The organism is Liquorilactobacillus satsumensis DSM 16230 = JCM 12392, from assembly GCF_001435195.1.
GTDB lineage: Bacteria > Bacillota > Bacilli > Lactobacillales > Lactobacillaceae > Liquorilactobacillus > Liquorilactobacillus satsumensis.
Map to the genome: position 1 here is coordinate 1 of NZ_AZFQ01000019.1, position 11283 is coordinate 11283.

General features: G+C 40.3%; 12 protein-coding genes. 8 read left to right on the forward strand and 4 right to left on the reverse strand.

All coding sequences use genetic code 11. The features are described from left to right. Positions 1 to 76: 76 nt before the first annotated feature. From FD50_RS01780 to FD50_RS01790, 3 genes are all read right to left on the reverse strand, one after another. The gene (locus FD50_RS01780; protein WP_056960103.1) at positions 77 to 967 is read right to left on the reverse strand and encodes a peptidylprolyl isomerase PrsA; all 891 of its coding nucleotides are present in this window, start codon (positions 965 to 967) and stop codon (positions 77 to 79) included. 173 nt (positions 968 to 1140) lie between these two features. Further along, entirely contained in the window at positions 1141 to 1437 is a 297-nt protein-coding gene (locus tag FD50_RS01785) for a hypothetical protein (RefSeq protein ID WP_056959867.1), read from the reverse strand. A 3-nt stretch (positions 1438 to 1440) separates the two neighbouring features. Beyond that, positions 1441 to 1869, reverse strand: coding sequence for an HIT family protein (locus tag FD50_RS01790; RefSeq protein ID WP_054757031.1), 429 nt, complete (start codon positions 1867 to 1869; stop codon positions 1441 to 1443). Positions 1870 to 2004: 135 nt separating this feature from the next. Here FD50_RS01790 and FD50_RS01795 point away from each other — a divergent pair, with 135 nt between their 5' ends. The 4 genes from FD50_RS01795 to trmB all read left to right on the forward strand — a co-directional run bounded on the left by FD50_RS01795 (position 2005) and on the right by trmB (position 5700). Next, the gene (locus tag FD50_RS01795) at positions 2005 to 2745 is read left to right on the forward strand and encodes an ABC transporter ATP-binding protein (protein WP_054757033.1); all 741 of its coding nucleotides are present in this window, start codon (positions 2005 to 2007) and stop codon (positions 2743 to 2745) included. Continuing rightward, positions 2738 to 3949, forward strand: coding sequence for an ABC transporter permease (locus FD50_RS01800; protein ID WP_056959869.1), 1212 nt, complete (start codon positions 2738 to 2740; stop codon positions 3947 to 3949). The genes FD50_RS01795 and FD50_RS01800 overlap by 8 nt, the downstream gene beginning before the upstream one ends. Positions 3950 to 4013: 64 nt before the next feature. Beyond that, positions 4014 to 4805, forward strand: a complete 792-nt coding sequence (locus FD50_RS01805; RefSeq protein WP_056959871.1) for a phosphotransferase family protein — start codon at positions 4014 to 4016, stop codon at positions 4803 to 4805. Positions 4806 to 5043: 238 nt separating this feature from the next. Further along, on the forward strand, positions 5044 to 5700 hold the full coding sequence (trmB, locus tag FD50_RS01810; RefSeq protein ID WP_054757041.1) for a tRNA (guanosine(46)-N7)-methyltransferase TrmB: 657 nt from the start codon (positions 5044 to 5046) through the stop codon (positions 5698 to 5700). A gap of 29 nt (positions 5701 to 5729) precedes the next feature. Here trmB and FD50_RS01815 read toward each other — a convergent pair whose 3' ends face one another. Continuing rightward, the gene (locus FD50_RS01815; protein WP_054757043.1) at positions 5730 to 6062 is read right to left on the reverse strand and encodes a hypothetical protein; all 333 of its coding nucleotides are present in this window, start codon (positions 6060 to 6062) and stop codon (positions 5730 to 5732) included. A 161-nt stretch (positions 6063 to 6223) separates the two neighbouring features. Here FD50_RS01815 and FD50_RS01820 point away from each other — a divergent pair, with 161 nt between their 5' ends. The 4 genes from FD50_RS01820 (at position 6224) to murC (ending at position 11109) form a co-directional block, all read left to right on the forward strand. Continuing rightward, positions 6224 to 6544 carry a thioredoxin family protein gene (locus FD50_RS01820; protein ID WP_056959873.1) on the forward strand — a complete coding sequence of 107 codons (321 nt, stop codon included), beginning with the start codon at positions 6224 to 6226 and terminating at the stop codon, positions 6542 to 6544. A 57-nt stretch (positions 6545 to 6601) separates the two neighbouring features. Further along, on the forward strand, positions 6602 to 7216 hold the full coding sequence (gene ytpR, locus FD50_RS01825) for a YtpR family tRNA-binding protein (protein WP_056959875.1): 615 nt from the start codon (positions 6602 to 6604) through the stop codon (positions 7214 to 7216). A 161-nt stretch (positions 7217 to 7377) separates the two neighbouring features. Continuing rightward, on the forward strand, positions 7378 to 9702 hold the full coding sequence (locus FD50_RS01830; protein WP_056959877.1) for a DNA translocase FtsK: 2325 nt from the start codon (positions 7378 to 7380) through the stop codon (positions 9700 to 9702). 75 nt (positions 9703 to 9777) lie between these two features. Further along, positions 9778 to 11109: a UDP-N-acetylmuramate--L-alanine ligase gene (gene murC / locus FD50_RS01835; RefSeq protein WP_056959879.1), complete on the forward strand. Its 1332-nt coding sequence runs from the start codon at positions 9778 to 9780 to the stop codon at positions 11107 to 11109. The last annotated feature ends 174 nt before the right edge of the window (positions 11110 to 11283 follow it).

An 11283-nucleotide genomic window follows, 5' to 3' on the forward strand; every position in this document is an offset into this window, starting at 1 on the left:
TCGTACAAAACTTAAGTTTTGTACGAGCCCGCTTCTTTAATAGTTTAATTTAATTGTGAGGCTCCTAATACTTTAATTAATTGGAGCTAGAGCTGGATGATGAAGAAGAGAGGTAACTTGAAAGAACATCTTTCAAATCGCTATCTTTGATGCTGACGTTACCCTTCTTAAGCACCTTCGAGATTACAGCTTGTAATGCTGAAGAATCATTGTTCATCTTGTTATCAATAATTTGGTCTTTAAGTTCACTGATGTGATCCTTCATGTTACCCTTAGCAGGCTTCTTGAGCACCTTGATGACATGGTAGCCGTAACTGGTCTTGACAGGTGTTGTAGTATATTCCCCTTGTTTTAATGCAAAGGCAGCCTTCTTAAAGGTAGAGTCTAAAGAAGTATCAGTATTATCAAAGGCAGTTAACTTACCACCGCTGTTCTTGGTTGTACTATCAGTAGAATATTCCTTAGCAAGCTTGGTGAAGCTTTCGCCACTTTGGAGTTTCTTGATAACTGCTTTAGCAGTGTCTTCTTTAGCAACTAAAATATGTGCAACAGTTGTCTTAGGTTCGTATGATTTCCATTGTTTCTTCAACTGAGCATTTGTAATTGTAGTATTTGCTTTAACCGCTTCACGTAAAAGTAAGTTTGAGCGCAACTGCTTTTTGAAACTTGATTTTGTCATTGAGTTTTGTGAAAGTACTGAAGAAAATGATGAGCCGTATTGTTTTGCGTAAGTGTTATACTGAGCGTTAACCTTTTTAGCAGATACCTTGCTCCCATATTGTTTTTCAAGTACTTTTTCAAGAATCATCTGTTGCAGAATCTGCTTACCAGATGATGTCTTTTTCATGCTATCGTAATACTCACTCTGAGTCACTTTACCGCCAGAGGTAGTTGCGACGGTTTTAGAACATGCGGCCAAAGTGACCGTCATTGTAAGTGCCGCGAGTGCAAGTAGCCATTTTTTCATTATAAAAAACACATCCATTCGTTATTTTTGATTGCACAGCCTCATACAAATCAACGTTAATAACTATAACACAAACATAGAATAAGGTTTACTCAAAAGGTAAAGTTTACAAAAATTTCATGTTTAATGCTTTATTTCTTCTTAATCTTTGCTTGTTAGCTAGAGATTTCAGGTTAATCAACGAATTTTTGTGTTTTAGCATTTAAACGATCAACATGGGGTTGAATTAAAAATTGAAACTCTGCCAGCTTGTTCTCGAGTTCTGCAGCAGTCTGGGTTGCCAAAGGGCTTTGAGCCGCAAGTTTGTGCACATTTTGCACGACTTCTTGATAGGCATTTTTGACTTCCGTAGCTGAAGCAAGCAATTCTTGTATTTTATGAGTCCGATCTTCCTTTTTTTTGAGATAAAGATAGCCAAGTCCGCCTAAGCCGCCAATAACAGCCAGAGATATGATCGCTTTTTTTCCCATTGATTAGTCCTCCAATTTGGCCTTAATACGTGCAGCAATTTTTTGCAAAGCAGTTGCAGTATATTTGGCTGAATTATCTTTGAAAATCATCTTAAAATCGTCATCTGCACTGTAACGCGGAATGAGGTGGATGTGTGAGTGAAAGACTGACTGATAGGCAATTGCACCGTTATTATTAATAATATTCATGCCCTTGATCGCAGGATCGCTTGCCTTAATTGCCCGCGCGATTTTTGGAATTCTCGAGAAAACGACAGCTGCAAATTGTGCATCATATTCAAAAATATCTGCAATATGTTTTTTGGGAACAACGAGTGTATGACCTGGTGTACCTTGTGAAATATCTAAAAAGGCCTTGACTTCACTATCCTCATAGACTGTCGTGCTGGGAATGTCACCTTTAATTATTTTACAAAAAATACAATCATGCATTAGATAACCTTCTTTCTAGACTATTTATCTTAAAGTATACACTACTACCGCTTTTTAGGCGTGGTTTTCACCACTGTCTTGCATGAAACTTATGTTATAATTTGCGTAATCGGACTGAAAGGAACGAATTTAAATATGACTTTAAAAATTAATAATCTGACGGGTGGATATTCCCGTATTCCTGTTTTAAAAGACATTTCATTTGAAGTGGGTGACGGGCAGCTTGTGGGTCTGATCGGACTCAATGGGGCCGGAAAGTCGACGACCATTAATCATGTGATTGGACTCCTTGTGCCACAAAAAGGAAAGATTACGATTGATGGCAACACTTTAATGGATGATCCGCAAAATTATAAAAGTAAGATTGCATATATCCCTGAGCTTCCGGTTCTTTATCCTGAATTGACACTTAGAGAACATCTCGAACTTACAATGATGGCTTACGGATTGGAAACAACCTCAGCATGGCAAAGAGCGCGTGTTTTACTGCAAACTTTTCGTTTGGAGAACAAGTTGGACTGGTTTCCTGCAAAGTTTTCAAAAGGAATGCGGCAAAAGGTGATGATTGTCTGTGCTTTTGTTACACAGGCCAAGCTCTATGTGATCGACGAGCCCTTTTTAGGCTTGGATCCTTTGGCCACACGGGATTTGTTAAATCTGATTGCAGCGGAGAAAAAAAGGGGAGCTGGAATTTTAATGTCGACGCATGTGCTTGACACCGCCCAGGAATATTGTGATCATTTTGTTCTTTTGCACGAAGGCCGCGTCAGAGCACAAGGAACACTTGAACAGTTGCGCGATCTGTATGGCGATCTGAATGCCTCTTTGACAGAACTTTATCTTGGAATGACTCAGGATGTGAACGGAAATGAATAAAATTTGGGAGAATAGATTAAAAAAATATCAGAAGATGCTGCTGCATTATTCCAAATTTGTTTTGAATGATCATTTTGTAATTGCGTTGCTTTTCTTTGTTGGTGGCCTAGGGTTAGCATACTCGAATTTCCTCCAAACACTTCCTGCACACCCATTTTGGTGGGAAAAACCGCTGGTCTTGATTTTACTGGTTCTGTTCCTTAGAGCCGGGTCTTTGGCAACTTTATTGCAGGAACCGGATACTGTTTTTTTAATGCCACAAGAGCATAATTTACCGCTTTATTTAAAAAGGGCAGTAGCGCATTCTGTCTTGTTGGCAGAATTTTTTCAACTTTTTTTCTTGTTGCTGCTTTTACCGCTGCTGTCACGCGGACTGCACCTCGGGCAGTTGGCGGTTGGAATACTAGGATTAACGCAGCTGCTGTTAAAATATTTTGAAATGCACTTCGAAGCTCAAAGCGCATATATATCTAACTACGAGCACTGGAACTTTAAAGTTTTACGAATAATTGCAGTGCCATTAATAGTGCAAGGATTGGTGCTTTACGTTGAACCTTTGGCAGGCTTTTTAGTAGTCTTAGTAATTGTGGGTTTACAATTTATGGCAGCCAAAAAGACCGCCCAACATTATGTTTTTCGCTGGAACAAAATGGTAGAGCTGGAGAGCAACAGAATGATGCGGCTCTATCGTTTTATTAATCTTTTCACAGATGTTCCGCAGGTAAGTGGGAAGGTCCGGCGTTTGCGTTTCTTAGACCGCTTTTTACCGCATGCAAAGAGGGATGGGGTTTTCAGTTATCTATATTGGAGAACTTTCTTGAGGAAAAGTGATTTTAGCGGTTTATACTTGAGGTTGCTTCTTTTAGGGAGCTGTTTGTTATTATTTATTCCTAACTTTTGGCTGAGTTTTGTCTGTATACTGGTGTTTCAGTATTTGATAGGCTTTCAATTGTTACCCCTTTTCGCCGCCTTTGAAGATAATGTCTTTATGTATCTTTATCCGCTGGAAAAAAGTGATCAGTTGGAAGCATTTAAACTTGTTTTACGTAAATTATTGTTTGGCAGTTGGTTCTTTTTTAACTTGAGCGCTTTGATTGCACTTGGCATCAGTTGGAACTATCTAATTTTGCTGATCGCTTCCATGCTTGAGATTGCGGTCTTTACTGGCAATTATTTGACAAAACGATTGGGAGAAAATACTTGACACTTAATTAGGGACTCTGTATTCTTGATGAAGAATAGGTTTCGTAAAGAGGAGATTGGCCAATATGGATTTCAGATTAGACGACGGTTGGCTGATTCGGCCGCTCGGGGGTAACACTGGAACCGCATATATGGGCGTCAAGGAGCAGAAAAAGCTCTTCATCAAACGAAATACTTCACCTTTTTTAGCAGCTTTATCCTTAGAAGAGATTACGCCACGTTTACTATGGGCGAAGCACATCTCTACTGGAGATACACTCACAGCGCAAGAGTGGTTAAATGGACGCAGCTTGACTAGAGAAGAAATGAAGGAAACGCGTGTAGCAAAGTTGCTTGCACGCGTTCATCATTCTGGAGTATTAAGTAAGATGTTGCAGCAGGTCGGGGGAAGATACATTTTTCCAGGCGAACTGCTTAATGATTATTTTCGGGGATTAAGCAGTGAGCTAAGACAGCATCCTCTGTTAAGAGAGGTTGCTGCTCGTTTACGAGCGCATCCCCCCAAACTTGATTACCATGAATGTGAAGTGTGCCATGGTGACTTGAATCATAAGAACTGGTTGTTGTCAGATTCAAATCAACTGTATTTGGTTGACTGGGAATCTGCGGCATTATCGGATGCAGCATTGGACATAAGCATGTTAATGTGTCAGTATGTCCCACGTAGTGAATGGCAGGAATGGTTGGTTAAAAAATATGGTGCACAAATGACACCTACGTTTAACCGAAAGATTGGTTGGTATTGTAAGATTAATTTACTGTTGTCCATCAAAGATAAGCATCAACGTGGTCATTTTTTCGAGATGAACCAAGACATATTACAGTTAGCAGAGATATTTAGTGAGCAGCGCGATTAGTTTATGCTATTATACAGAAATTGATTTTGAAAAGTTGCAAATGTAACTAAAAGGTTACCTTTCCTTAAATACTTGAAAGTCCGGATGGTGTGTATTGAGGAAGGTTAAGTAACAAACACCGAAGAAATGTTTATGAGCAGGGCTGTGACGAAACGTTTGTTTTGTCAGAAGCCCTTGTTTTATGTTTTGAAAAATATTATGAGGGATTTTAAAGTAATTTTGTTTGTAGGAGGAAGATATGCGTTTAAGAAACAAACCCTGGGCAGAACCCTTGATTAAAGCCAATCCAGAGTGGATTGTAACTGATCCTGAGAAATACCAAGGAAAATGGCAAGAACGTTTTCCAAAGGTAGCACCTCTGTACATTGAAGTTGGCATGGGAAAAGGTGGATTTGTGCTCGCGATGGCTCAAAAGTATCCTGAAAGAAACTTTGTTGGGATAGAGCTGCAGACAACAATTGCGGCGATTGCACTTAAAAAACAGTTAGAATTGAAGTTGCCTAATTTGCAGCTGCTGCGCGCAAATGGCGGTGAATTAAGCGAGTATTTTGCGGCTAATGAAGTTTCGGGAATCTATTTAAACTTTTCCGATCCTTGGCCTAAAAAAAGACAGGCTAAAAGGCGATTAACCTATCCGACTTTCTTGAAGCAGTATGCCCAGGTTATGCAAGCAGATGGTTTATTAGAGTTTAAGACCGATAACCGAGGTTTATTTGAATATTCATTGGTCACGATGAATAATTACGGAATGGACTTTGCAGGTGTCTACTTAGACCTTCATCAGGATCTTGAAAAAAATGCAGAAAATGTGATGACAGAATATGAAGAAAAGTTCAGTCAAAAAGGACAGCCAATCTACAAAGTGGAAGCCGCTTTTACGAAGGCCTCCCATTAAGAGAAGAGCTGTCCTGAATGAATTGATTCTTAATAATCAACACGCTGCAGATCTAAAATGCTGCCTGTTTTGGCATCTGCAGTGAATTCATAACGTACCAGTTGATGATCTTCGAGACGAGAAAGCCCGCCACGATAAACATTGGTTCTGAGTGCAAATTTTTGAAAAGGCTGCGGTTTAGTCGCAATCCATGAATCTTGGATTGGTGTTTCGTTTTGAAATGAGTGCTTAACATTGGCGAGGATTGCCCGCGAAGAGAGCAGTTCTCTTTTATGGACTGCATTTCGAGCTTGAAGACCACCAATAAAGCCCGTTAGTATTCCCAGAACCAATGGTAGAATTTTATTCAGTTGAATTGACATTGGCACCAGCTCCTATTCTTTGTCTATCTTTGTTCATTAGTATAACACCAAGCTTCACCGTTGAATACGTCAGTTGCTTGGATAGCGAAACAAAGTTCTTTTTTTTATGGCCAAATGTTTTATAATAACTTCAGGTTAGCTTTAATTAAGGAGATGTTAACATGGAAGTACTTACAAAGACAAATTATGCGGGCTTGAAACAAAAACTTGCCCAGGGTTCTTATGTACTGTTCTTCACCGCAGGTTGGTGCCCAGATTGTCAGTTTATCAAACCAGCGATGCCAGAAATTGAAGCACAGTATTCTGATTATCAGTTTATTCAGGTTGATCGTGATGAAAACAGCGAATTATGTCAAGAAATGACAATTCTTGGAATTCCAAGCTTTGTGGTCTTTAAAGAAGGCAAAGAGGTTGCACGTTTTGTCAACAAAGACCGGAAGACAAAAGAAGAGGTTGCACGTTTTCTTGATGGGGTAGCATAGAAATGTAAAATCGGGGTGTGGCAAGAATGCAATGGCCCCAAAATAAAGGAGAATTTGATGTTGATTGCTAGTTATAACCCTGCTCAACTGGGTGATGTTTTAGTGGTCCTGTTACATCAGGATACACCAAAACAGGTAGTTAAACGTGCAGGGGATATTGTTGAGATCAGTAGCGAAGAAGACGGAACTGTCCTGGGGTATAATTTTTTCAATGTCTCAGAATATCTTGGAAAAATGGGGACGGGACAAATTTTTCTCACTGCTGCACAGTTGGAAAATTTGCAGCAGCAACTGGAACAGGTCGGTTTTACGACTAAGCTGGAATTGGACCGGACGCCTAAGTTTGTGGTCGGCTATGTTGAAGAGCTCAAGGAACATCCTGACTCTGATCATCTCCACATCACCAAAACAAGGATTTCTGCCACGGAAGTCCTACAGATTGTTTGCGGAGCGCCTAATATTGCTGCGGGACAGCTGGTTGTGGTTGCAAAAGTAGGTGCCATGATGCCTAACGGAGAGATTATTTGGCCGGGCAAACTTCGTGGGGTCGAAAGCGATGGCATGATTTGTTCAGCACGAGAGTTAGAATTGCCACATGCACCTCAAAAGAGGGGAATTTTGGTCCTTTCTGCTACTAAGTATCAAGTTGGAGCATCATTTGCACTCAAATGATGCTAGGAGACTGCAACTTTTATGCTAAAATAAAGGCTGGAACAAAAGATTAATTTTGTTGCAGTCTTATTTTGTGTCTTGCTGAATTTTTGAGCTTTCACAGGTGAAAGAGATTACGAGGCTGCAATGTTCCGAATTTTTAGTGTTAGGATGAAGAGGTTATGCAACATTACGATGGACCGGCATTTTACCGTCGATTTAAGGAAAAAAAAGTTAAAAGTGCTGAAAGTCAATCTGCTCGCAAAGTAGCAGAATACGCACGAGACGAAATTCCTATGAGGAAAACGACGTTGCACAAAAAGCATTTTGGGGAAAATAGTATCCCGGAAAGCCATCCTTTTCGGCCTACCTATGTTCCACCAGCTTTCAATCATAAAGGGAGTTTTGCCAAAGCACAGCGCCGGTATCAGCAACTTTACAATGAACTGGCTAAACCGGCAGCTAGTTTTTATCTGCTTGCAAACGAAGATGAAGAGGTTGCCCAAAATGACCTGATTTTTATGGATATTCCTGAGCACCATGAAAACGTAAAAAATTCCAGTCCAGATTTGTTATCGAATCAGCAAGCAAATCATGGGCTTAACCCCAGCGTTGAAGAGGATGCAGGGACTACATCTAGCGCTGAACAGGGTGTGCTTGAAAATTCAAAGATTAGCCCAGAACAAACAGCTGTTGACGCTGCAGAGTCAGATTCGACCGCAACTTTAAACCGGACTATTGCAGAAAATAAGCCAGCTGCAGTACTAAATGATGAAACACCTGGACACTCTCTTGCAACTGTGAATACTCAGTCCGCAAAAATGCTCCCTGAATCTACTAAAAAAATTGTCCAAAATGAAAAACGGCTTGAATCAGAGAAAATAACAACTGAGGTTCCACAGGTTGAGAACAATCATTTTGCTGAAAATAGTTTTGCGCAAAATACACCTGCTATTTCTCAGACAAATTCAATTGGCAAGTTTATTTCACCTTCAGCGGCCATTGCTGAAAAAAAGCGGGCTGCGGCTTCTCAGCCACTGACAAGCTCGCCTGAAAAAGTTCAGGCAACAAAAACGAGCAAGGGTTATCATTTTCCGCCGCTTTCCTTGCTGCCGCAAGCTGTGACTGACAATGATCCGTCGATGATTGAATGGGTGCGTGGACAAAAAGAAACTCTCAATGATACTTTGCGTTCTTTTAAAGTGAATGCGGCAGTCAATCGTTGGACAATCGGCCCTGCAGTTACCCAATTCGAGATTACGCTTGGCAGAGGTGTGAAAGTAAATAAAATTACCAATTTAGCAGATGATTTAAAATTAGCTTTGGCTGCTAAGGATATTAGAATTGAAGCTCCAATTCCTGGTAAAAGGAGCGTCGGAATCGAAGTTCCAAACTTGCATTCACGTCCAGTAATGCTTGCTGAGGTTTTGGGGTCTGCACGTTTTCAAGAAAGTACCTCTCCTTTAACGGTTGCACTTGGAGTGGATCTGTTTGGACGTGCACAGGTCACGGATCTTCGGCGCATGCCCCATGGTTTGATTGCAGGAGCGACTGGGTCAGGAAAATCAGTCTTTATTAATAGTTTGTTGCTTTCTTTATTGTACAAAGCAACTCCTGCACAGGTTAAGTTGTTATTGATTGATCCTAAAGCCGTTGAAATGGCACCATACCACGAAATTCCACATTTGCTGGCACCGGTTATCTCGGATCCGCAAGCAGCCGCAGCGGCGTTGAAGTGGGTGGTTACTGAAATGGAAGAGCGCTATCAAAGACTGGCTGCAGCAGGTGCACGCAATCTTGAAGCTTATAATAAGAAGGCAGCCGCTCGAGGCGAAGACGGGCTGAAAATGCCATATATTGTGATTGTGATTGATGAACTGGCTGATTTAATGATGGTTGCTTCTTCTGAGGTTCAAGATTACATTGCACGTATTACGCAAAAAGCGCGCGCAGCTGGAATTCATCTTTTAATTGCCACGCAAAGACCAAGTGTTGATGTGATTACCGGAACAATTAAGAATAATATTCCAACGCGCATCGCCTTTATGGTATCAAGCCAAGTTGATTCAAGGACAATTATTGATACTGCAGGAGCAGAACGCTTATTAGGGCGAGGTGACCTGCTTTATCTTGGAAACGGAGCCAGTCAGCCATTGCGCCTGCAAGGGACTTTTGTGCAGGATGAAGTTGATGAATTGGCAGAATTTGTGCGCAGGCAAGGCACTCCACACTATGCATTTGATCCTGCTGGCTTGAAGAAAAAAACCCAAGAAGCAGAACAAGAGGATGCCTTGTTTCCACGTGTTTTAGATTATATTGTAAACGAAGAAACAATTTCAACTTCCAAATTACAACGTGTTTTTTCAATTGGCTATAATAGAGCCGCTAATTTGATTGATGAGTTGGAACAAAAACAGTTTATTTCACCTGCGCATGGTTCAAAACCGCGGTTAGTTTTTCTGACTCAGAAGGATTTGCAGGAGTTAAGAGGTCAGTCGAGTTCTTAAAACTTAAAACATAGCATGTCAGTTTTGTGGTAAACTAAGCGTTGATTGTAAAGATAGAAAAGAGAGGACAACAGCATGAATACTGAAACCACTTATTATTTTGTCGGAATTAAAGGCACCGGCATGAGTTCCCTTGCACTTTTGTTGCATGATAAAGGCTTGAAAGTAATGGGCTCAGATATTGAAAAGTATACTTTTACTCAAAGAGGACTTGAATTGGCAGGAATAAAGATTCTGCCTTTTGCTGCAGAAAATATTAAAGATGGTCTGACAATCATCAAAGGAAATGCTTTTGGAGATGATCAGCCAGAAATAAAACGGGCACATGAATTAGGTTTACAGGTGATTACATATCCTGACTTCCTTGAAAAAATTGTGGAAAATACTACGAGTATTGGGATTGCTGGTGCGCATGGAAAAACAAGTACAACTGGACTGTTGGCACATGTATTAGGCGGAGTTGCTCCAACCAGTTATCTTGTTGGAGATGGTTCGGGTAAAGGCGTCCCAAATGCACGTTTCTTTGTATTTGAAGCCGATGAGTACCGGCGTCACTTTGTTGCTTATCACCCTGACTATGTGATTATGACTAATATTGACTTTGATCATCCAGACTATTTTACGGGAATCGAAGATGTTTTTGACGCTTTTGAAACTTTAGCTAACCAAACCAAAAAGGGAATTTTTGCGTGGGGTGAAGATCCTAACTTACGCAATTTGAAGGCAAAGGTACCGGTTCATTATTACGGAACCAGCAAAAATGATGATTTCAGAGCAGTTAATATTAAACGCACTACTAAGGGCTCCTCGTTTGACGTCTATTTGCATGATGAGTTCTTAGGCAATTATGAAATTCCATTATATGGTGAACATAATGTACTAAATAGTTTAGCTGTAATTGCTGTTTCTTATTTTGAGAAAGTTGACCAAGAAGAAATTAAAGAAGAACTATTGACTTTTAAGGGTGTCAAACGGCGCTTTACAGAAAAATTTGTGGCCGACATGACGATTATTGATGATTATGCGCATCATCCTTCAGAAATTAAGGCAACCATTGATGCAGCACGGCAAAAGTACCCAAGTAAAAAAATCATCGCTGTTTTTCAACCGCATACTTTCAGTCGGACGATTGCGCTAATGGACGATTTTGCTGCCAGTCTTAATTTAGCAGATCGAGTCTTTTTAACTGATATTTTCAGCTCAATTAGAGAGCATGGTGGAAATGTTTCAAGCAGTGACTTGGGAGACAAAATCACAAAGGGCGGAACAGTTCTTAAAGTCGATAACATGTCACCATTGCTTGATTTTCATGATGCTGTGGTTGTCTTTATGGGCGCTGGTGATATTCAAAAGTACGAGTATGCTTATGAAAAACTATTAAGCAGCTTAAGTCTTAAAAATAATTAATTTTTAGGAAAAGCCCTTAATTAACAAAATTGATAGCAAACTCAATAGCATAGTAAGAGAGTGTGACATAGGTCTGGAAAATTTTGACTTATGGAACACGTTTATCCGGAATAAAAGCGAGAGTGTGACATAAGTCGGGAAAATTTGAGTGCTAACTCGAAATTACGAACATAG

Coding starts and splice junctions, on each gene's coding strand:
- FD50_RS01780 (WP_056960103.1), bottom strand. CDS start 967: ATGAAAAAATGGCTACTTGCACTCGCGGCACTTACAATGACGGTCACT.
- FD50_RS01785 (WP_056959867.1), bottom strand. CDS start 1,437: ATGGGAAAAAAAGCGATCATATCTCTGGCTGTTATTGGCGGCTTAGGC.
- FD50_RS01790 (WP_054757031.1), bottom strand. CDS start 1,869: ATGCATGATTGTATTTTTTGTAAAATAATTAAAGGTGACATTCCCAGC.
- FD50_RS01795 (WP_054757033.1), top strand. CDS start 2,005: ATGACTTTAAAAATTAATAATCTGACGGGTGGATATTCCCGTATTCCT.
- FD50_RS01800 (WP_056959869.1), top strand. CDS start 2,738: ATGAATAAAATTTGGGAGAATAGATTAAAAAAATATCAGAAGATGCTG.
- FD50_RS01805 (WP_056959871.1), top strand. CDS start 4,014: ATGGATTTCAGATTAGACGACGGTTGGCTGATTCGGCCGCTCGGGGGT.
- trmB (WP_054757041.1), top strand. CDS start 5,044: ATGCGTTTAAGAAACAAACCCTGGGCAGAACCCTTGATTAAAGCCAAT.
- FD50_RS01815 (WP_054757043.1), bottom strand. CDS start 6,062: ATGTCAATTCAACTGAATAAAATTCTACCATTGGTTCTGGGAATACTA.
- FD50_RS01820 (WP_056959873.1), top strand. CDS start 6,224: ATGGAAGTACTTACAAAGACAAATTATGCGGGCTTGAAACAAAAACTT.
- ytpR (WP_056959875.1), top strand. CDS start 6,602: ATGTTGATTGCTAGTTATAACCCTGCTCAACTGGGTGATGTTTTAGTG.
- FD50_RS01830 (WP_056959877.1), top strand. CDS start 7,378: ATGCAACATTACGATGGACCGGCATTTTACCGTCGATTTAAGGAAAAA.
- murC (WP_056959879.1), top strand. CDS start 9,778: ATGAATACTGAAACCACTTATTATTTTGTCGGAATTAAAGGCACCGGC.